The sequence below is a fragment of the Streptomyces albus subsp. albus genome, from assembly GCF_000725885.1.
Lineage (GTDB): Bacteria > Actinomycetota > Actinomycetes > Streptomycetales > Streptomycetaceae > Streptomyces > Streptomyces albus.
The window spans coordinates 49,501-70,140 of sequence record NZ_JODR01000027.1; the positions used below are offsets into that span (position 1 = coordinate 49,501).

General features: G+C 73.4%; 17 protein-coding genes and 2 pseudogenes. 13 read left to right on the forward strand and 6 right to left on the reverse strand.

Annotation, left to right across the window (positions count from 1 at the left end; genetic code table 11):
- Positions 1-85: 85 nt before the first annotated feature.
- Positions 86-766: a CGNR zinc finger domain-containing protein gene (locus IO40_RS0127175; protein ID WP_016469690.1), complete on the reverse strand. Its 681-nt coding sequence runs from the start codon at positions 764-766 to the stop codon at positions 86-88.
- A gap of 84 nt (positions 767-850) precedes the next feature.
- Here IO40_RS0127175 and IO40_RS0127180 point away from each other — a divergent pair, with 84 nt between their 5' ends.
- Positions 851-1,639, forward strand: coding sequence for a class I SAM-dependent methyltransferase (locus tag IO40_RS0127180; RefSeq protein WP_016469691.1), 789 nt, complete (start codon positions 851-853; stop codon positions 1,637-1,639).
- A gap of 402 nt (positions 1,640-2,041) precedes the next feature.
- Here the strand turns inward: IO40_RS0127180 and IO40_RS0127185 are convergent, their stop codons facing one another.
- Complete coding sequence (locus IO40_RS0127185; RefSeq protein ID WP_031028952.1) at positions 2,042-3,238, reverse strand: NAD(P)-dependent malic enzyme; 1,197 nt, start codon at positions 3,236-3,238, stop codon at positions 2,042-2,044.
- Between the two features lie 537 nt (positions 3,239-3,775).
- Between IO40_RS0127185 and IO40_RS0127190 the strand changes: the two genes are divergently transcribed.
- The 5 genes from IO40_RS0127190 to IO40_RS0127210 all read left to right on the forward strand — a co-directional run bounded on the left by IO40_RS0127190 (position 3,776) and on the right by IO40_RS0127210 (position 9,060).
- The gene (locus tag IO40_RS0127190) at positions 3,776-4,720 is read left to right on the forward strand and encodes an ABC transporter substrate-binding protein (protein WP_016469693.1); all 945 of its coding nucleotides are present in this window, start codon (positions 3,776-3,778) and stop codon (positions 4,718-4,720) included.
- A 58-nt stretch (positions 4,721-4,778) separates the two neighbouring features.
- Positions 4,779-5,732, forward strand: coding sequence for an amino acid ABC transporter permease (locus IO40_RS0127195; protein WP_016469694.1), 954 nt, complete (start codon positions 4,779-4,781; stop codon positions 5,730-5,732).
- The gene (locus tag IO40_RS0127200; RefSeq protein ID WP_030407788.1) at positions 5,729-6,490 is read left to right on the forward strand and encodes an amino acid ABC transporter ATP-binding protein; all 762 of its coding nucleotides are present in this window, start codon (positions 5,729-5,731) and stop codon (positions 6,488-6,490) included. The genes IO40_RS0127195 and IO40_RS0127200 overlap by 4 nt, the downstream gene beginning before the upstream one ends.
- Before the next feature lie 84 nt (positions 6,491-6,574).
- Positions 6,575-7,480: a TIGR03620 family F420-dependent LLM class oxidoreductase gene (locus IO40_RS0127205; RefSeq protein ID WP_016469696.1), complete on the forward strand. Its 906-nt coding sequence runs from the start codon at positions 6,575-6,577 to the stop codon at positions 7,478-7,480.
- A 617-nt stretch (positions 7,481-8,097) separates the two neighbouring features.
- Positions 8,098-9,060, forward strand: coding sequence for a zinc-binding dehydrogenase (locus IO40_RS0127210; protein WP_016469697.1), 963 nt, complete (start codon positions 8,098-8,100; stop codon positions 9,058-9,060).
- A 75-nt stretch (positions 9,061-9,135) separates the two neighbouring features.
- Here the strand turns inward: IO40_RS0127210 and IO40_RS0127215 are convergent, their stop codons facing one another.
- Positions 9,136-10,029 (reverse strand): alpha/beta fold hydrolase, encoded by an 894-nt coding sequence (locus IO40_RS0127215; RefSeq protein WP_031176298.1) that lies wholly within the window; start codon positions 10,027-10,029, stop codon positions 9,136-9,138.
- A gap of 141 nt (positions 10,030-10,170) precedes the next feature.
- On the opposite strand from IO40_RS0127215, the gene IO40_RS0127220 reads away from it, so the two are divergent.
- The 3 genes and pseudogenes from IO40_RS0127220 to dmpG all read left to right on the forward strand — a co-directional run.
- Complete coding sequence (locus IO40_RS0127220) at positions 10,171-10,962, forward strand: 2-keto-4-pentenoate hydratase (protein ID WP_016469699.1); 792 nt, start codon at positions 10,171-10,173, stop codon at positions 10,960-10,962.
- Between the two features lie 159 nt (positions 10,963-11,121).
- Entirely contained in the window at positions 11,122-12,057 is a 936-nt protein-coding gene (locus tag IO40_RS0127225; protein ID WP_031176299.1) for an acetaldehyde dehydrogenase (acetylating), read from the forward strand.
- An 11-nt stretch (positions 12,058-12,068) separates the two neighbouring features.
- Positions 12,069-13,088, forward strand: a pseudogene (gene dmpG, locus IO40_RS0127230) (4-hydroxy-2-oxovalerate aldolase); the annotation flags it as partial.
- A gap of 885 nt (positions 13,089-13,973) precedes the next feature.
- Here the strand turns inward: dmpG and IO40_RS37245 are convergent.
- Positions 13,974-14,738 (reverse strand): IclR family transcriptional regulator, encoded by a 765-nt coding sequence (locus IO40_RS37245; RefSeq protein ID WP_031176300.1) that lies wholly within the window; start codon positions 14,736-14,738, stop codon positions 13,974-13,976.
- A gap of 257 nt (positions 14,739-14,995) precedes the next feature.
- Here IO40_RS37245 and IO40_RS0127240 point away from each other — a divergent pair, with 257 nt between their 5' ends.
- The 3 genes from IO40_RS0127240 to IO40_RS0127250 are packed head-to-tail and all read left to right on the forward strand — an operon-like array spanning position 14,996 to position 17,490.
- Entirely contained in the window at positions 14,996-16,162 is a 1,167-nt protein-coding gene (locus IO40_RS0127240; RefSeq protein WP_031176301.1) for a 3-ketosteroid-9-alpha-monooxygenase, oxygenase component, read from the forward strand.
- Between the two features lie 4 nt (positions 16,163-16,166).
- Positions 16,167-16,388, forward strand: a complete 222-nt coding sequence (locus tag IO40_RS0127245; protein ID WP_016469704.1) for a hypothetical protein — start codon at positions 16,167-16,169, stop codon at positions 16,386-16,388.
- Positions 16,378-17,490, forward strand: a complete 1,113-nt coding sequence (locus IO40_RS0127250) for a ferredoxin--NADP reductase (protein ID WP_031176302.1) — start codon at positions 16,378-16,380, stop codon at positions 17,488-17,490. The genes IO40_RS0127245 and IO40_RS0127250 overlap by 11 nt, the downstream gene beginning before the upstream one ends.
- Positions 17,491-17,549: 59 nt before the next feature.
- On the opposite strand, the gene IO40_RS0127255 is transcribed toward IO40_RS0127250, so the two are convergent.
- Positions 17,550-18,377, reverse strand: a complete 828-nt coding sequence (locus IO40_RS0127255; RefSeq protein ID WP_033230280.1) for a class I SAM-dependent methyltransferase — start codon at positions 18,375-18,377, stop codon at positions 17,550-17,552.
- Between the two features lie 417 nt (positions 18,378-18,794).
- Here IO40_RS0127255 and IO40_RS0127260 point away from each other — a divergent pair, with 417 nt between their 5' ends.
- Positions 18,795-19,457: an NADAR family protein gene (locus IO40_RS0127260; RefSeq protein WP_234029803.1), complete on the forward strand. Its 663-nt coding sequence runs from the start codon at positions 18,795-18,797 to the stop codon at positions 19,455-19,457.
- Positions 19,458-19,551: 94 nt separating this feature from the next.
- Here IO40_RS0127260 and IO40_RS0127265 read toward each other — a convergent pair.
- A pseudogene (locus IO40_RS0127265) lies at positions 19,552-20,583 on the reverse strand (NAD(P)H-dependent flavin oxidoreductase); the annotation flags it as partial.
- Between the last annotated feature and the right edge of the window lie 57 nt (positions 20,584-20,640).

Below are 20,640 nucleotides of genomic sequence, written 5' to 3' on the forward strand. Positions count from 1 at the left end.
AGAACGACAGCCGGGAGTTCGGGGCGGTGCCCGACGAGCTGGTGGTGGCGCGGGCCTGGCTGCGGGTGCGCCCGCCGCGCGGGGTTCAGCCCTCGCCCGTGCCGCTGCTGCGCTGGGTGCTGTCCGCGCTGCGCCCGCTGACGGGTCCGCTGCGGCCCCGGCCGCCGCTGTCGCCCTCCGGGTCGCCGGCGGGGCTCTCCGGGCTGCTCTCGCGGCGTTTGCGCGCCCGGTAGGCGGCGACGTTGGCGCGGGTGGCGCAGCGGTCCGAGCAGTAGCGCCGGGAGCGGTTGGTCGAGGTGTCCAGGTAGGCGTTGCGGCAGGGGGCGGCCTGGCAGATGCCGAGCCGGTCGACGCCCAGGTCGGTCAGGTGGAAGGCGAGTCCCATGCAGGCCGTCGCCGCGTAGGCGGCTGCGGCGTTGGCGGGCTGTTCGGCCAGGTGCATGTGCCAGCGGGGGCGGCCGTCGGCGTCGAGGTCGCCGTGTCCGGAGATCTGCGGACTTGTGGGGAACTCCATCAGCAGGGCGTTGAGCAGGTGCACCGCACGCACCTCGTCGCCTTCGGAGGCGGCGGCGAAGACGGCACGGAGCCGGGTGCGGACGGCGCGCAGCCGGTTGACGTCGGCCTCGGTCGCGCGACGGGCCATGCTCCCGAACGCTCCGAACAGGTCGCGCACGGCGGTGACGGAGGTGAGGGTGTCCTCCCCGCGCTCGGGCTGCTCGCTGTTCACCAGCCGCACGGCGAGATCCGAGTAATAGTTCAGTTCCACTTGTGATCCTTACGGCGGGGTTCTATCTTTCGTAATGGCTCAAGTATCGAAGAGGGTATTACGCACGGACGGTGGAGGACGGACATGACAACCCACGCACCGCGCCAGACCGACTGGCGGGCCTGGCAGGAGAGCTGGGACCGCCAGCAGGAGTGGTACCTGCCCGACCGCGAGGAACGGTTCCGGGTCATGCTCGATGTGACCGAGGCACTGGTGGGGCCCCGGCCCCGGGTGCTCGACCTCGCGTGCGGCACCGGCAGTATCTCGGACCGGCTCCTGAAGCGGATGCCGGAGGCCGAGACGGTGGGCGCCGACCGCGATCCGGCGCTGCTGGCCATCGCCCGCGGCACCTTCGAGGGCGACGGGCGGGCACAGTTCGTCTCGCTCGACCTGAGCGATGCCGACTGGCCCCGCCGGCTGCCCGACGAGCGGCCCTTCGACGCCGTACTGACCGCCACGGCACTCCACTGGATGCGCACCGAGCCGCTGCGGACCCTCTACGGGCAGCTCGCGGGGCTCGTCCGCGAGGGCGGCGTCTTCCTCAACGCGGACCACATGCCGGACGAGTCCACGCCGCGGCTCAACGCGGCCATGGACGCCTTCGACAAGGCACGGCGGCAGCGGGCACAGGAGGTGGGCGCCGTCGACTGGGGCGGGTGGTGGCGGCAGCTCGCGGAGGACCCCGCGCTCGCCGGGGTCGCCCGGGAACGGTTCGCCCTGTTCGGCAATCCGGCCGAGGTGCGGCACGACCACAACAGCGAGGAGTTCCAGACCGCCGCCTGGCACGCGGCGACGCTGCGGGAGGCGGGCTTCGCGGAAGCCCGCACGGTGTGGGCCTCGCCCACGGACGCCCTCGTCGTCGCCCTGCGCTGAACGGTACGGCCGCCGCACTCGCGGCGGCCGGCAACACCTGGTGTCCGAGGCCGGTGGCCCCCGGCGCCCGTGACCCCATGGCGCGGCGGACGGCGTCGGCCGAGAGGGGGCGGGACGGGATGCCGGGGGGCTGACCCCGCGCGGGTGCCGGCGCGTGCCCGTCCCGTTCCGCCGGATGTTGCCCGGCCCCCTGCGTGCGCCGGACACAGCCTGCACGTGGCGCGTGTCCTGTGCACCGGCACAGCACACGCGCCACGCGCAGCATGTGCGCCGGGCGAGGCGGGTGAGGGGCCGCCGCCCCGTGAGCGTCGGCCGGGCCGGTGGAGCGGCCCGGCCGACGCTCACGGACGCGTGGAGCGGCAACCGGGGACGTGGGGGCCGGGCGGGCCCCCGGGTGGAGGGTCAGCGGCGGGCGACGCCCTCGGCGCGGGCCGCGGCGGCGACCGCGGAGGTGACCGCGGGCGCGACGCGCTCGTCGAAGGGGGAGGGGATGACCTTGTCCGCGGACAGCTCGTCGGCCACCACGGCGGCCAGCGCCTCGGCCGCGGCCAGCTTCATGCCCTCGGTGATGTCGGTCGCCCGCACCTGGAGCGCACCGGCGAAGATGCCGGGGAACGCCAGCACGTTGTTGATCTGGTTCGGGTAGTCGCTGCGCCCGGTGGCGACGACGGACGCGTACTTGCGGGCGACGTCGGGGTGGATCTCCGGGTTCGGATTGGCCATGGCGAAGATGAAGGAGTCCTTCGCCATGGTGGCGACGGCCTCCTCCGGCACCGTGCCGCCGCTGACGCCGATGAACACGTCGGCGCCCTCCAGCGCGGACTCCAGCGAGCCGGTGCGGCCCGCCTTGTTGGTGAAGCCGGCCAGTTCGCGCTTGATCTCGGTGAGGTCCCCGCGGTCCTGGGAGACGATGCCCTTGCGGTCGCAGACGGCCACGTCGCCGATGCCGGCCTCCACGAGGATCCGGGCGATGGCGACACCGGCGGCGCCCGCGCCGGAGATGACGGCCCGCAGCTCGCCCAGCGCGCGCCCGCTCAGCTTGGCGGCGTTGCGCAGCGCGGCCAGGGTGACGATGGCCGTGCCGTGCTGGTCGTCGTGGAAGACGGGAACGGAGAGCTTCTCCTTGAGGCGGGCCTCGATTTCGAAGCACCGGGGTGCCGAGATGTCCTCCAGGTTGACCCCGCCGAACGACGGCGCCAGCCGGACGACCGTATCGACGATCTCATCGGTGTCCTGGGTGTCGAGGGCGATCGGCACCGCGTCGACGCCGCCGAACTGCTTGAAGAGGATGGCCTTGCCCTCCATCACGGGGAGGGAGGCCTCGGGGCCGATGTCGCCCAGCCCCAGGACGGCACTGCCGTCGGTGACGACGGCGACGACCTGGGACTTCCAGGTGTAGTCGTCGACGAGCTCGGGCTGTTCGGCGATGGCGCTGCACACCTTGGCGACGCCCGGCGTGTAGGCGAGGGACAGGTCGGCCGCGTCGCGCACCGGCACGGTCGCCTGCACAGCCATTTTGCCGCCCCGGTGCAGGGCGAACGCCGGGTCGATGACGTCCGGCTCCAGCCCGTCCTTCTGATTGACGATCTCCGCTGCCACTGTGTTGAACCCCTTTGTCTGATCGTGTGAGGGTGACCGCTCCCTGCGGTGAGGAACGGGCGGGCACCGCGTCCGCTTCCCGGACGAGCGGTTGGCCGCTGACCGGGGGGAGGTGACGGACGCCGGGCACGCCGCACTACGTGCCCTGGTCCCCGGGTGAGGGGTGTAATCGACCTTTCTACCCGACAACGGCCGCCGGGGACGACTTGCTTCGGGTCACAGCCGCCGCCAACCCGGGGGAATGCTGGGCAAAGTGGCTCGATGCCGACTGGAAGTCCACGGAATGAGACGGCAAACGGGGCGCGCGGGGCAATACCGTGGGCATTCGGCCGTCTTTACGCCGCTGCGCTGCGCCCTGTAATCGGATTGGCCGCTCCGTTATGCGATTTTGACCTCACGGGCGCCCTTCACCTGCTTGTCCGGATGGCAAGATGCCCCCCATCCGTTCATCCGTTCATGCGTCGGACACGGTCGCGACATCAAGACGGTGTGTCCCCGACCTCACGGCTGCTCGACGACCGCCAGGAGGAACCGCCCATGACCGCAAGCAGGCTGACAGCCGCCGGCCGGACCGCGCGGCGCGTGAGGCTGGTCCCCGTCGTTCTCGCGGTCGGCGGCTCGCTGCTGCTGGCCGGGTGCGGTGACCAGACGGACGGTGCGAACGGCGGGGGCGGGGGCGGCAAGGGCGAGCTGAACGCGATGCTGCCCGACAAGATCCGCTCCTCCGGTGTCGTCAAGGTCGGCACCGACGCGGCGTACAAGCCCATGGAGTACAAGGAGGGCGCCCGGATCGTCGGCCTCGACGTGGATCTGGCCGAGGCGATGGGCAAGAAGCTCGGCGTCCGCTTCGAGTTCACCAACGGCACCTTCGACGGTCTGATCACCTCGATGCAGACCGGCCGCTTCGACATGATCATGTCCGCGATGACGGACACCAGGGACCGCCAGGAGGGCCTGGACGAGAAGGGCAAGAAGGCCGGCAAGGGCGTCGACTTCGTCGACTACCTGTCCGCCGGCTCCTCGATCCTCGTCCGCAAGGGCAACCCCGACAAGATCGAGTCGGTGGACCAGATGTGCGGCAAGAAGGTGGCCACCCAGCGCGGCACCACCTCGCACGAGATCCTCAAGAAGCAGACCAAGAAGTGCGTCGCGGACGGCGAGAAGAAGATCACCGTCGAGGCGTACGACACCGACGACGAGGCCCGGGTGCGGCTGAAGACCGGTGCCGTCGTCGCCGACGTCTCCGACTTCCCGGTCGCCGCCAACGCCGCCAAGTCCGGCAGCGACTTCGAGGTCGTGGGCGACCAGATGCAGTCGGCGCCCTACGGCATGGCCGTCAGCAAGGACAACAAGAAACTCCGCGACGCCCTGCGCGCCGCCCTCGACGAGATCATCGAGGACGGCTCGTACACCAAGGCGCTGGAGAAGTGGGGCGTCCAGGACGGCGGCGTGAAGAAGGCCGCGATCAACGCCGGTTCCTGACGCGGGCCCCCACCGACAGGCCCACGAGCTGCACGCCACAGGACGCTGAGAGGCACCCGTGACACCATCCACCGACAAGACCCCCTCCGCGGGGGCGTCCGTGAGCAAGGACGCCCCCGAGGCCATCAAGGCGATACCCGTACGGCACTACGGGCGGTACGTCTCCGCCGTCGTCGTCCTCGTGCTCCTGGCGCTCCTCGTGCGCGCCTTCGCGACCGCGGAGGGACTGCGCTGGAAGGCCGTCGGTGACTTCTTCTTCGACGACCAGATCCTGGAGGGCGTCAAGAACACCCTGGTGGTCAGCGTCCTGGCCATGCTCATCGGTCTGGTGGGCGGCATCGTGCTGGCCGTCATGCGGATGTCGAAGAACCCGGTCACCTCGTCCGTGGCCTGGGGCTACATCTGGTTCTTCCGCGGCACGCCCGTCTATGTGCAGCTGCTGCTGTGGTTCAACCTCGCGCTGATCTTCCCGATCCTCGACATCATGCCGATCTACAAGGACGAGATGACCGACGTCATGACTCCGTTCATGGCGGCGCTCCTCGGCCTCGGTCTCAACGAGGCCGCCTACATGGCGGAGATCTGCCGGGCCGGCATCCAGTCGGTGGACGAGGGCCAGACCGAGGCGTCCCAGGCGCTCGGCATGACCCAGGGGCAGAACATGCGCCGCATCGTGCTGCCCCAGGCGATGCGGGTGATCGTGCCGCCCACCGGCAACGAGTTCATCAACCTGCTCAAGACCTCCTCGCTGTGCTCCGTCGTGATGTACGAGGAGGCCCTGCGCAAGGCGCAGAACATCGGCAACAACTCCAGCGCGGTGGTGGAGCTGCTGCTGGTGGCCACCGTCTGGTACCTGGTCATCACCAGCGTCTTCAGCATCGGCCAGTACTACCTGGAGCGGCGCTACGCGCGCGGCTCCCTCCGGCAGCTGCCCGACACCCCGTGGCAGCGCGTACGGAAGAACCTCTTCAGCATGGGGCGCGGCACGGGATCGGGGGCGCAGGGCGCATGAGCACGATGGTCAAGGCGGAACGCGTCTGCAAGTCCTACGGGAGCGTCGAGGTCCTCAAGGGCATCGACCTGGAGGTCAACTCCGGGGAGGTGTTCTGCATCGTGGGCCCCTCCGGCTCCGGGAAGTCCACGTTCCTGCGGTGCATCAACCACCTGGAGAAGATCAACGCCGGGCGGCTGTACGTGGACGGCACCCTCGTCGGCTACCGCGAGAAGGGCGGCAAGCTCTACGAACTGCGGGACCGCGAGGTCGCCGCACAGCGCCGCGACATCGGCATGGTCTTCCAGCGCTTCAACCTCTTCCCGCACATGACCGCGGTGGAGAACGTGATGGAGGCACCCGTCCAGGTCAAGCGGGTCCCCAAGGCGGAGGCGCGGAAGCGGGCCGGGGAACTGCTGGACCGGGTGGGGCTGGCCGACAAGCGGGACAACTACCCCGCCCAGCTCTCCGGCGGCCAGCAGCAGCGGGTGGCCATCGCCCGGGCACTGGCCATGGACCCCAAGCTGATGCTCTTCGACGAGCCGACCTCCGCACTCGACCCGGAGCTGGTGGGGGAGGTGCTGGACGTGATGAAGGCCCTGGCCCAGGACGGCATGACCATGATCGTCGTCACCCACGAGATGGGCTTCGCCCGGGAGGTCGGCGACTCGCTGGTCTTCATGGACGGCGGCGTCGTCGTCGAGTCCGGCAACCCGCGCGACGTGCTCACCGACCCGCAGCACGAGCGCACCAAACTGTTCCTGTCCAAGGTGCTGTGACAGGCGGGTGCGGTGACGGCGCACGATGCGCCGGGCGGCCGTCGTTCCTGGAATACCCGCCGGTGATGTGATGCTGTGTCCGCCATGGCTTACAACGCGCACCTAGGCAAGGTCGGCATCTGGGCGAGCGTGCTGCGCGGGGACGACACCGCGCGCCGCCCGCAGATCGAGGAGGCCGCCGCCGAACTGGAGGAGCTGGGCTACGGCACGCTCTGGATCGGCGGCAGCCCCTCGCCCGACATGGCGTACCGGCTGCTCGCCGCGACGTCACGGGTGACCGTCGGCACCAGCATCCTCAACATCTGGGAGCACGCCGCCCCCGAGATGGCGGCCCGCCACGCCCAGCTCACGGACGAGTTCGGCGGGCGCTTCCTGCTCGGTCTGGGCGTCAGCCACATGGAGACCAGGACGGGCCTGGCCCTCGACCACCCGCTGGCCCACCGCCCCTACTCGGCGATGCGCTCCTACCTGGACATGCTCGACAACGCGCCGCGCGCCGTGCCCCCGGCGGGGCGCGCCCTGGCCGCCCTCGGCCCCAAGATGCTCAAGCTGGCCGCCGACCGCACCCTGGGCGCCCTGCCCTACCTCGTCACGGCCGAACACACCGCGAAGGCCCGCGAGGTGATGGGCGCCGAGCCGCTGCTCGCCCCCGAGCTGAAGGTCGTCGTCCAGCCGTCGGGTGCCGACCGCGCCGCCGGCCGCGAGACGGCGCGCGGCTACCTGTCCGGCTACCTGCGGCTGGCCAACTACCGCAACAGCCTGCAGCGCCTCGGCTTCGACGAGTCCGACCTGGACGACGGCGGCAGCGACCGTCTCATCGACGCCGTCTTCGCCATCGGCGACGCGGAGGCGGTCCGCGCCCAGGTGGACCGGTTCTTCGAGGCCGGCGCCGACCACGTCGCCCTCCAGGTGGTGACGGCCGAGACCGGCACCGACATCCCCCGCGACGAGTGGCGCACCCTGGCCGAGGCGATGCCGCTGGAGCGGTGAGCCGGACCCGGCGGGGCGGGCCGCCTCCTGGGGCCTGGGCCCGGACTGCCCCCGCACTCGGCAGCCCCACGTTTCACTGCTCAGCCCCGCCCCGCACCGGACTGCCGCCGTTCCTGCGGCGCGGACGCCGCCTGCCGGGGCGCCCTGCGTCGGAGGGGGCCGTCTGCCGGGGCCCCATCGTCGGCCGGGTGCCGTTTGCCGAGCGCCATCGTCGCTTGGTGTTGCCGTCTGCCGGGAGTTTCGCGTCGGGCGGGTGCCCGTCTGCCGGGCGGGTGGTGCCCGTCGGATGCCGTCGTGCGTCGCGGGCGGGCGCCGGTCTCTCGGAAGGGTGCCGCCCGTTGGGCGGGTGCTGCGTCGCAGGGGCTGAGTAGCGTCGGATGGGCGCCGTCTGCCGGTAGGTTCCTGCCGGCTGGTGGAGGGCCGGGGCGCGGCGGGCGGGCGGCGTCTGCGGGGAGGGGCGTCGTCTGCGGGAGGGGGCGTGTGCCGGGCTGGGGGGCCCGGGGGAGGGCCGGGGGCGGGGGGAGGCCCGCCGCGCGGGGCGGGCCGTGTGCGTGATCTCGGTCGCTTGCGGGGCCGGCGGTCTGTCCCCGGTGGGCGGTGCGACGTAGCGTCGGGGCATGTTTGCTGCCTATGCCGCACGTATCGACAGGGAAGACCCGCTCTCCGGGCTGGAGCTGGGGGAGCGCCCCGAGCCGAAGGTGCCGCCCGGGTGGACGACAGTGTCGGTCAAGGCCGCGTCGCTCAACCACCACGACCTGTGGTCGCTGCGCGGCGTCGGACTCGGCGAGGAAGCCCTCCCGATGATCCTCGGCTGCGACGCGGCCGGTGTCGACGCCGACGGCAACGAGGTCGTGCTGCACTCGGTGATCGGGCAGACCGGCCACGGGGTCGGCCCCCGCGAGCCCCGCTCCATCCTCACCGAGCGCTACCAGGGCACGTTCGCCGAACGGGTGGCCGTGCCCCAGTGGAACGTCCTGCCCAAGCCGCCCGAGCTGTCCTTCGAGGAGGCCGCCTGCCTGCCCACCGCCTGGCTGACGGCCTATCGGATGCTGTTCACCAACGCCGGGGTGCGGCCCGGCGACTCCGTCCTGGTGCAGGGCGCGGGCGGCGGCGTGGCCACGGCCGCGCTGGTGCTCGGTGCCGCTGCCGGGCTGCGGATGTTCGCCACCAGCCGGGACGAGGCCAAGCGCCGCCGGGCGCTGGAACTGGGCGCCGAGGCCGCCGTGCCGACGGGGGAGCGGCTGCCGCACCGGATGGACGCCGTGCTGGAGACCGTCGGCGCCGCCACCTGGTCGCACTCGGTCAAGTCGCTGCGCCCCGGTGGCACCCTCGTCATCTCCGGCGCCACCAGCGGCCCCAACCCGCCGGCCGCCGAGCTGAACCGGATCTTCTTCCTGGAGCTGAAGGTCGTCGGCTCCACCATGGGCAGCAAGGAGGAGCTGGCGGGGCTGCTGCACTTCTGCGCGGCCAAGGGTGTGCGGCCGGTCGTCGACTCCGTGCTGCCGCTGGACCGGGCCCGCGAGGGCTTCGAGAAGATGGCCGGCGGGGACGTGTTCGGCAAGGTCGTCCTGACGGTCTGAGACGGCCACCGGCCGTGACACCTCACGCCTGCCCGGCGGGCACCCCGCCGCGGGGTGCCCGCGCATCTGCCGGTGTCACGGCCGGCCCAGGAACTCCAGCACCACCCGCTCGAACTCCTCCTTCCGCTCCACCTGCGCCCAGTGCCCGCAGCGCGCGAACACGTGCAGCTCGGCGTCGGGCAGCCGGCGGAAGGGGAAGAGGGCTCCCTCGTACGGCAGCATCCGGTCGTCCCGCCCCCAGGTGAGCAGCGTGCGGTGCGTCAGCCCCTCCGCGCGTGCCCACAGGGGCGGTACGGCGGCGAAGCGGGGATCGCCGAACGTGGCGAACACCGACGCGGCGCGCTCCACCGCGCCCGGCTCGCTCGCCGCCGCCATCCGCGCGTCCAGCAACGCGTCGGTGATCAGCGCCGGGTCGAAGACCATCGTCTCCACCCATGCGCGTATCGCCTCCCGCGACGGCGCGGCCAGGAACGCGAACAGCCGCTTGCTGCCCTCGCTCACCTCCGGTCCGAAGGTGTTCACCGCGAGCCCGCCCGGCCCCATCAGCACCAGCCGGCCGGCGCGCCCGGGGTGGGCCAGCGCGAACTCCGCCGCCACGTTGCCGCCCATCGAGTTGCCCAGCAGGTGCGCCCTCTCGATCCCGAGGGCGTCCAGGAAGCAGCGCAGCGCGTCGGCGGCGACACGCGGGTACAGATCCGTCCACCGGTCCGGCTGCGCGCTGCGCCCGAACGCGGGCATGTCCAGCACATAGGTGCGGTACCGCGCGGCGAACACCGGAAGGTTGCCCGCGAAGTTCGACCAGCCGCTCACCCCCGGGCCCGAGCCGTGCAGCAGCACCAGAACGGGACGCGTCCCGGCCTCCGGCCCGGGCGGCACCGCCTCGTGGTAATGCAGGGCGTAGCCGCCCGCCGTCAGGGTGCGGCTGGTCGACTCGTACGTCAGCGCGTGCGGCGGTGTGGTGGAGGCCATGCGCCGGACGCTAACCGCGCCGGTCACGCGGCGGCCGTGGCCCGTCCCGCTGACCGGGAACGGCCCGCCCCGCCCCCGTCCGCCCCCGCCTACCGTCCACTGACCGGCCGGGCCGAGACACGGACAGGGACGGAGAAGAACATGCTGGATGACGCCGGGCGCCGTAAGGCGGCCGAAGCGCTGAGCACGGCGGAGGAGTCGCGCATCCCCGTCCCGCCGCTGCGCCGGACCTGGCCCGCCATCGACACCGACGACGCCTACGCGGTCCAACTGCTGGGCATCGAGCGGCGCCGCCGGCGCGGGGCCCGCGTCGTCGGGCACAAGGTCGGGCTCTCCTCCCCCGTCATGCAGCGGATGATGGGCGTCGGCGAACCCGACTACGGCCATCTGCTCGACGACATGGCCCTGCACCAGGACACCCCGGTGGACCTCAGCCGCTACTGCGCACCCCGGATCGAGGTCGAGGTGGCGTTCCTGCTCGGCGCCGACCTGCCCGGCGAGGGCTGCACCGTGGCGGACGTCCTCGCCGCCACCGAGGCGCTGGCCCCCGCCGTCGAGCTGATCGACAGCCGGATACGCGACTGGGACATCGGCATCGCCGACACCGTCGCCGACAACGCCTCCTCGGCGGGCTTCGTCCTGGGCGCGTCACGGGTGGCGCCCGGCCGGGTGGACCGGTGCGCCGTCACCGCCGTCCTGCACGGGGCGGACGGCGCGGAACTGGCCCGCGGCAGGGCGGACGCGGTGCTCGGCGATCCGGCGCGGGCCGTCGCCTGGCTGGCGCGGAAGGTCGCCGCGTTCGGCGTACGGCTGCGGGCCGGTCACGTGGTGCTGCCCGGCTCCTGCACCCGGGCCGTGGACCTGACACCCGCCACCACCTACCGGGCCGTCTTCGGGGCGGGCCTGGGCGAGGTGACCCTGCGCACCCGGTAGCGGCCGGCCCCGAAGCCGGCCCGCGCCGCTCCCGTGCGCCGTTCCGCGCGTCGGGCGTCTGCCCCATCCGCCCCCACCTGCCCCCCGTCGGCCCGCGCCGCCACCGGGCCGGGCACCGCGCACCTCGAGAACCACCACAGACGAAAGAGGCACCCCCTCATGTCAACGCACGCACCGCGCAAGGCGCGGGCCGCCATCGTCGGCCCCGGGAACATCGGTACGGACCTGCTGTACAAACTCCGCCGCTCCGCACTCGTCGAACCCCGCTGGATGGTGGGCGTCGACCCGGCCAGCGAGGGACTGCGGCGGGCCCGCGAACTGGGGCTGCGCACCAGCCACGAGGGCGTGCCGTGGCTGCTGGCCCAGGAGGAGAAACCCGACCTGGTCTTCGAGGCCACCAGCGCCGCCGTGCACCGCGCCAACGCGCCGCACTACGCGGCACACGGCATCCCCTGCGTGGACCTGACCCCGGCGAGACTGGGGCCCGCCGTCGTCCCCGCCGTCAACCTCGACGCCGGCCTGGACGCGGCCGACGTCAACCTGATCACCTGCGGCGGACAGGCCACCATCCCCATGGTGGCCGCCGTCTCGCGCATCGTGACGGTGCCCTACGCGGAGATCGTCGCCTCGGTGGCCTCCCCCTCGGCCGGCCCCGGAACCCGCGCCAACATCGACGAGTTCACCCGCACCACCCGCTGGGGCATCGAGGCGATCGGCGGGGCACGGCGGGGCAAGGCCGTCATCATCCTCAACCCGGCCGAACCGCCCGTGCTGATGCGGGACACCGTCTACTGCCAGATCCCGGACGGCACCGGGCCAGAGACCCGGCAGGCCATCGCCGCCTCCGTCCGCGAGATGGCCGCCGCCGTCGCCGCGTACGTGCCCGGCTACCGGCTGCGCGGCGCACCGCAGTTCGAGCCGGCCACCGCGACGGCACCGGCCCGCGTGGCCGTCCTGCTGGAGGTCGAGGGCGCCGGCGACTTCCTGCCCCCCTACGCCGGGAACCTCGACATCATGACCGCCGCGGCCACCCGCGTCGGAGAGGGCTTCGCCGCCCGGATCACCGCCCTCGCGGGGAAGGGAGCACAGCGATGACACCGACCGTCATGTGGCCCGACGGATGCGACATCCGCGTCACCGACTCCTCGCTGCGCGACGGCTCGCACGCCAAACAGCACCGGTTCACCGCCGAGCACGTCCGCTCCGTCGTCGCCGCGCTCGACGACGCCGGCGTCCCCGTCATCGAGGTGACCCACGGCGACGGGCTGGGCGGCTCGTCGTTCAACTACGGCTTCAGCCACACGCCCGAACAGGAACTCATCGCCACCGCCGTCAAGACCGCCACCCGGGCGCGCATCGCCTTCCTCATGCTGCCCGGCCTCGGCGTCAAGGACGACATCCGCGCCGCCGCCGACAACGGCGCCGCCATCTGCCGCATCGCCACCCACTGCACCGAGGCCGACATCGCCGACCAGCACTTCGGACTCGCCCGCGAGATCGGCCTGGAGACCGTCGGCTTCCTGATGATGGCGCACAGCGTGCCGCCCGAGACCCTGGCGGCCCAGGCCCGCCGCATGGCCGACGCCGGCTGCCAGTGCGTGTACGTCGTCGACTCGGCGGGCGCCCTGGTGCTGGAGGAGGTCGCCGACCGGGTCGCGGCCATGGTCGCCGCACTCGGTGACGACGCACAGGTCGGCTTCCACGGCCATGAGAACCTCGGCCTCGGCATCGCCAACTCCGTCCTGGCGGTACGCGCGGGCGCCCGCCAGATCGACGGCTCCACCCGGCGGTTCGGCGCCGGCGCGGGCAACACCCCCGTCGAGGCGTTCGCCGCCGTCGCCGAACGCCTCGGCATCCGCACCGGCATCGACATCCTCAAGATCGTCGATGCGGCCGAGGACGTGGTGCGGCCCGTCATGGACGAGGAGTGCCGGCTCGGCAGGCTCGAACTGATGATGGGGTACGCCGGTGTCTACTCCAGCTTCCTCAAACACGCCGACCGCTGGGCCCGCCGCTACGGCGTGTCCGGAGCACGCATCCTCCAGCGCGCCGGGGAACGGAAACTCGTCGGCGGCCAGGAGGACCAGCTCATCGACATAGCCCGCGAACTCGCCGCGGAGACGTCGGCGGGGTCCGCCCCCTCCGGTCCGGCCGGGGCCGGTGCGGGAGTTGTGGCCGGGCCCGCTCCTGAAACCGCGGCCGGGGCCGCGGCGGAGAGCGTGGCTGGGGCCGCCGCCGGGTCGGCTGACGGGTCCGCCACCCGGCCCGTCGCCCGGTCCGCGGCGGAGGACGTCGCGGGGCGTCCGGCTGACTGAGCCCCCGGTACGGCGCCGCGAGGGCGGCCGGGGCCGGGCCTGACGTCCGGCGCCCCGGCCGCCCCTTTCGCGCCTTCGCCCCGGCCGTGCCCTGCCGCCGCTTCGACCCTGTCGCCCTGACGCCTTCTCGGCCCGGTCGCCCTGGCGGAACGTGTTCTCGGTGGCGACCCGGAGTTGGGCGGCGCCGCCCGGGCGGCGCCGGGCGCGCAGCGGGACCGGCACGCCCATCAACGGACGGGCGGCGGCCTCCGCCGCTTGTCCGGCAGCGGCCGGGGGTCTTTCGTCCGGTGCCGTCCGGGTGGGCCGCCGCGTGCCCGGCGGTCGCGCGTGCTCTCTCCGGTGCCCGGTGGCCGCCGGGGACGAGCGCGGTCGGTCGCCGCGTGTCCGGTGCCGGCCTTGTGGGTCCGGTGCGTGCGAGGGGCGCTGGGAGCGTTCGTTCCCGGCCGGTCCGGTGGGTGCCCGGATGTCTCGTGGCGCTCGGTGGTCCTCAGCGTGGCCGTGCCGGACCCAGTCCGGGGCGCGGCCGGGGCGTGCGTTATGTGCCGCCCAGAGGGCCGCCCTGAACCGGGCGGGCCCCGTGCCCGGCGCCCGCCGGTGGCCTCCGCGCAGCCGTGCCGGCCGGGGGCCGTCACCGGGCCGGTGGGCCCCCCAGGCGTCGGTCCGCCCGGTGCAGGCGGGGCGTTCTGCGGCGTGCCGTCAGGGGGTGCGGCTCGTCGCGGTGCGCCAGATGTGCGCCGCGGCCTGGCGGACCAGGGACGGCAGGCCGGCGGCGGCGCGTACCTGCCGGACGGGGCCGCAGACGGAGACGGCCGCCAGGGCGGGGCCGTTCTCCCCGGCGCCGACCACGGGCGCGGCGACGCAGGCGACGCCGCGCACCGCCTCCCCGCGGTCGTGGGCGATGCCGCGTTCGCGGATCTGCGCCAGTTCGGTGTGGAGCCGTTCCGGGAGCCGGGCCGCGGCCGGGTGCGGGGCGTGGGCGAGCAGTGCCTTGCCGACCCCGGTGCGGGCGGCGGGCAGCCGGCCGCCGACCCGGGAGGGCAGCAGGGTGCCGAAGCGGTTGCCGACCTTGTCGAGGTAGACGACGTCGGCGCCGCCCTCGTCGAGGATGGCCAGGTGCGCCACCAGGCCGGTGGTCTGGTGGCGCCGGTGCAGATGGGGCGAGGCGGCCTCGCGGACCCGGTCCTGGTGGATGACGAGTGAGCCCAGTTCCATGATGCGCATGCCGAGCCGGTAGGTGTGCGCGTCGCGGCGCAGGTACCGCACCTCGGCCAGGTGCTCCAGGATGCGGTGCGCGGAGGAGCGGGGCAGTCCGGTGCGGCGGACCACTTGGGCGAGGGTGAGTCCGTCGGCGTCTTCGAAGGCGTCCAGGATCGTCACGACGCGGTCGATCATCGAGACCGGCGTGGACGCTGCGGTGTGCGGGGGTGCTACGGCGGCGCGCTCCGGCGCGGTGGCGCTCATGGGACCTCCTAGCGGCGCTCGCGAGACACCGGTGTCTCGTTGCCGGGAGGCTACGCGCGGCCCGCGCCGCCCGGGAAGAGGTTTGCACTGCCTAATCGAAATACTGCCAATCGGCATACGAGCCCGGGCTGTTGCCGTCCCTCCCGTCCCGGCGGGCGGCCCCCGCGCCCCGTCCCGGTCAGCGGGACCGTCCCCTGCGCCCCGCCCGGATGCCGCCCGAGACTCGCCCCACCGGCACAGGAGGTGGAGGCGAGACGATGAGCGCGCGCAGCACCACGGACCACGGCCCCCGGACCATCGAGGCGGGTGCGCCGCCCGCACGGTACGCGCGGGGCTGGCACTGCCTCGGCCCGGCGGAGAAGTTCAAGGACGGCGCCCCGCACGAGATCGAGGCTTTCGGCACCAAGCTGGTCGTCTTCCAGGCGCGGGACAGCGGCGCGCTGCACGTCCTCAACGCCTTCTGCCCGCACATGGGCGGCAATCTGGCCCACGGCACCGTCAAGGGCGACGCGCTGGCCTGCCCCTTCCACGACTGGCGCTGGGGCGGCGACGGCAAGTGCGCCGGCATCCCGTACGCGCACCGGGTGCCGCCCCGGGCCCGTACCCGGGCGTGGCGGACGCTGGAGGAGAACAGGCAGCTCTTCGTCTGGCACGACCCGCAGGGCGCACCGCCGCCGGAGGGCGTGACGATCCCGCGTATCGAGGGGGCCTTCAGCGACGAGTGGAGCGACTGGACGTGGCACACGGTGCGGATCGACGGCGCCAACTGCCGCGAGATCGTGGACAACGTGGTGGACATGGCGCACTTCTTCTACGTCCACAACGCGTTCCCCACGTACTTCAAGAACGTGTTCGAGGGACACGTCGCCAGCCAGTACATGACCAGCGATCCCCGTGCGGACATGACCGCGGCGGACACCCTGTCCGCGCAGGGGCGGCTGCGGTCGGAAGCCTCCTACTACGGGCCGTCCTACATGCTCGACCACCTGTGGACGGAGACCGGCGGGGCCACCGTGGAGACGGTGCTGGTCAACTGCCACTACCCGGTGACACCCGACTCCTTCGTCCTCCAGTACGGCGCGCTGGTCAGGAAACTGCCCGGCATGAGCGACGAGGAGGCGGCGCAGGCCGCGGCCCAGGCGGCCGAGGGGCTGGCGACCGGCTTCGAGGAGGACATCGCCATCTGGCGGGCCAAGACGCGCATCGACAATCCGCTGCTGTGCGACCAGGACGGGCCCGTCTACCAACTGCGCCGCTGGTACGAGCAGTTCTATGTGGACGTCGAGGACGTGCGCCCCGAGATGACCGACCGCTTCGAGTTCGAGATCGACACCGAGCGGGCCGTGGCGGTGTGGCGGGCGGAGGTCGCCGCCAATCTCGCCCGCCGCGGGACGGGCACCGCCGCGGGGGCGGGGGAGAAGTGACCGCGTGGTGATGCAGCCCGTGACGTGCCGCACCTGTGCCACCGAAGTGCTGGTGGAAAAACGCAGCCTGCCGCACACCACCGTGCAGTGGACGCGTGCCACCTCCCACTGTCCCGAACTCGCGGGTCACGGCCCCGCCCGTGTCGCGGTGTGCACCCGGCTGCGCGCCACGATCGAACAGGCGGTGCGGGACGGCGCCTTGGAGGTGGCCGGCGATGACGAGTGAACCCGCCACCGTACGGCTGCGCGTGGAGCGGGTGGAGCGCGAGACGGCGGACGCCGTCAGCCTGGTGCTGAGCCGCGCCGACGGCGGCGTACTGGAGCCGCGCCCCGGCCAGTTCGTGACCGTGCGGCTGCCCGGGGGCGGGGCGCGCTGCTACTCGTTCTCGCGGGTGGGTCCCGAGCCGCGCATCACCGTCAAACGCGTACCCGGCGGCCGGGGGTCCTCCTGGCTGTGCCAGGTGCGCGCGGGCACCGAACTGACCGCGCTGCCGCCCTCCGGGGCCTTCACCCTGCGCGACGCGGACGCCGATCTGCTGCTGGTCGCCGGGGGCAGCGGCATCACCCCGGTGCTGGCCCTGGCGCGCGCGGCCCTGACCGGGGGCGGCGGCCGGGTGGTGCTGCTGTACGCGAACCGTGACGAGCGATCCGTCATCTTCGCCCGGGAGCTGCGCGACATGGCCGCCGCCCACCCCGGCCGGCTGCTGGTCCTCCACTGGCTGGAGTCCGTGCAGGGGCGGCCCACCGCCGACGCGCTCGGGCCGCTCACCGCGCCGTACGCCGCCTCCGAGGCGTATCTGCGCGGCCCCGGCCCGTTCATGGACGCCGCCGCGGCGGCGCTGCGATCCCACGGGGTGCCCCGGGAGAGGATTCACCGCGAGGTGTTCGTCTCACTCACGGGCGACGCTTTCGAGTCCGCGGACCCGGCACTCTCGTCGGCTCAGGCCCCGCCCCCGGTTCAGGCCCCGGCGTCGGCCCAGGTTTCCGCCCCGGGCGATGCGGCCGGCGCATCCGGCGAGGAGAGCGCGGGCACACAGGGCGCCGGGACCGGTGCGGGCGCCGCGCTGGACCTCGCCCTCGACGGGGAGCACCACCGGCTCGTCTGGCCCGCCTCCGCCACCCTCCTCGACACCCTGGTCGCCCAGCGGCTCGACCCGCCCTTCTCCTGCCGGGAAGGCTCCTGCGGCGCGTGCGCGTGCCGCGTGGTGGCCGGCGAGGTGGCACAGCGCACCACCGGTGTGCTCACCGACGAGGACCTCGCCGACGGCTACGTCCTGGCCTGCCAGTCCCTTCCCGCCTCGGACCGGGTGAGCGTCTCCTACGACTGATCTCCCCCGGGCGCGGCGCCCGGGGGCGGCGGCACGGCCGCGCACCGCCGCCGGCCCGGTCAGGCCGCCGCGGTGCCCTCCGGGGCCGCCGGGCGGGTGGTGGCCGGGAAGGGCTCCGCCGAGACGCGGATCTTCGACTGGCCGTGGCCGGTCAGCTCCCAGTCGTCCATGAAGCGGGCCCGCAGACCGTGGCGGTGGGCGAGGGAGGTGAGGGTCTCCGTGCGGTAGTAGAAGTCCTCCCGCAGCACGTGGTGTTCGGTCCCCAGGGTGCGGTCGAAGGTGAAGTCGAAGAAGCCGCCGGGTGCCAGCACCCGGCCGACGTGGGCCAGGCACTCCTCGATGACCTCCAGCGGGGAGTGCGAGAAGACGCTGTGCGCGTGCACGACGTCGAAGTACGCGTCGGGGAGGAAGTCGAAGGTGAGGTCCTGGGTGAGGGTCAGGTGCGGCAGCTTGGCCTGGAGCCCCTGTTCGGTCAGGGTGCGTTTGGCGGCGATCAGCACGTCGGGGGAGATGTCGGTGCCGTAGTAGTTGCCGGGTTCCAGATAGTCGATGAAGCGCCAGCCGGCGCGCAGATTGCCGCAGCCGATGTCGAGCATGCGGTGGCCGGGCCGCAGGCCGTGCGTGCGCAGGTAGTCGAACTGGAGCTGTCCCAGTTGCAGCCATGCCTCCCGGGTGGGGCTGCCCACCGCGGCGTCCGGGCTGCGGCGGGTGTCGGAGGCCATGACGGCGCGGTAGTAGCTGACGTGGTCGCGGTACTTGAACGCCAGCCAGCGGTCGCGGCCCGCCCGTCTGAGGTGGGCGGGGATGCGGTGCGGATGGGTGAGCGCGTACCGGGCCTTGTGGGCGAGGGCGGTGCGGTCGACGACGAGGTTCTTCCTGCTGGCCATGGCTGCTCCGTCTCCGTTTCCGTCTCCGTTTCGGCCCCGGGGGCGCGGGTCGGGGTGCGCGGGGAGGGGAGAGCCCCCACCGGCCCGGTGCGATGGTGCGGTTGTACGACGGACGTCCTGTCGTCAGTCTCCGCGCCGCTGCACGGCGGCGGATCGGCGTACTGCGCCGGTCGGCCCTTCGGGGTCACCCGCCGGGGTGGCGGGCGCGCCGTCGAGGTGGAGCCGGCACACCGATGCGGCGGCCTTGTCCAGCGACACGCCGACGCGCTGCGGGTACAGCAGCCCCCTGGATGAGCACGCCCCGCGGTGGCCGTGCCGCCCAAACCGTTGGCCCGTACGGGTGGTGCTCTGCGAAGCTGCCGTGCCGGAGGTGCATGAGTGGTGCGAGGGACGGCGAACGGGACCGAGGCGCGCAGCGTGGCAGAGCTGCGCACGCTGCTGGAGCAGGGGCACCGGGCGAAGTACCTGTTCTTCTGGGGGCACCGGCCGCCCAGGGGCGGGGGTGTGGGGCCGGGCTGTCTCAGCCAGTGGTGGCCGGCCCCGTTCACGGTGGACGGGGTGGAGTACGCCAGTGCGGAGCACCGCATGATGGCGGCGAAGGCCCGGCTGTTCGGCGACCCGGAGGCGGAGCGGCGGGTGCTGGCGGCGCCGCACCCGCAGGCGGCCAAGGCGGCGGGCCGTCAGGTGCGCGGCTTCGACGAGGAGGTGTGGGCGGCGCGGCGGTACGGGATCGTGGTGGCCGCCAATGTCGCCAAGTTCGGGCAGAACGCCGAGCTGGGCGCGTTCCTCGCGGCGACGGCCGGCCGGGTGCTGGTCGAGGCCAGCCCGGTGGACCGGGTGTGGGGCATCGGGCTGGCGGCCGACGACGAGCGGGCCGCCGACCCCGCCCGGTGGCGGGGCGACAACCTGCTCGGTTTCGCCCTCATGGAGACCCGTGCGGTGCTGGCCCGGTCCGGTCGGCCGGGCTCGGAGCAGACGGATCCATGGCAGACGGACCCGGGGCAGGCGAATCCAGGGCCGACGGATCCAGGGCGGACGCACCCGGTGCAGACGGATCCGGGGCAGGCGGGTTCCCCGTAGCCGGGACCCCCGTAGCTGGGACTCCCGTAGCCGGGGACCGGGGAGCCGGGTCCCGGGGGCCGGGGGTGCCCGGGGCGGTGACGCGGGCGGCCGGCCCGGTCAGCAGGGCCGCGGCCTGTTCGACACAGTTCTCCACGAGTTCGGCCACGGTGGGCAGGTCGTCGATGAGTCCGGCGACCTGGCCCGCGGCCATCACCCCGGTGTCGGTGCGGCCGTCCACCATGGCGGCCTTCAGCAGCATGGGGGTGTTGGCGGCGAGCAGCATCTGGCCGAGGGTGAGGTCCTTGCCGTGGCGCAGGGCGCGGCCGTCGCGCAGCATGGCGGCCCAGGTCATGCCCGTCTGTTTCCGGAAGGCCGCCGCGTGCCGTACCGCCCGCAGCAGTGAGGCGATCCGGCCGGAGGACTCCAGCGCGGCGACCATGTCGCTGCGCAGCATCCGGTGGGGCAGGCCGTCCACCTTCGTGGTGACGGTGACGTCGGTGACGCGGGCCGCCAGGTAGCGGGCCTTGACGGCGTCGGGCACGCGCGATTCGCGGGTCAGCAGGAAGCGGGTGCCCATGGCGGCCCCGGCGGCGCCGTAGCACAGTGCGGCGGCCAGTCCGCGCCCGTCGTGGAAGCCGCCCGCGCCGATGACGGGGATGTCCACGGCGTCCACCACCTGCGGCAGCAGCACGGAGGTGGCGACCTGGCCGGTGTGTCCGCCGCCCTCGGACCCCTGGACGAGGACGGCGTCCGCGCCCCAGCCGGCGACCTTCTCCGCGTGCCGGACGGCGCCGACGGAGGGAATGACGAGGACGCCCGCGTCCTTAAGCCGGCCGATCAGTTCCCGGGAGGGGGCCAGGGCGAACGAGGCGACGCGTACGCCTTCCTCGATGAGCAGGGTCACGCGGTCGGCGGCGTCCTGCGCGTCGGCGCGCAGATTGACGCCGAAGGGGGCGTCGGTGCGGGACTTCACCTCGCGGACGGCTTCCCTGAGCCGGGGCAGCGTCATCGTCGCGGAGGCGAGGATGCCCAGCGCCCCGGCCCGGGCGGTGGCGGTCACCAGCCGGGGCCCGGCCACCCAGCCCATGCCGGTCTGGACGAGCGGGTGCCTAACGCCGACGAGGGAGGTGAGCGGTGTGGCCAGCGGCCCGGGGCGGGGCGTGGCCGGTGGCCGTCCGGGGCTGCTCTGCGGTCCGGGGCT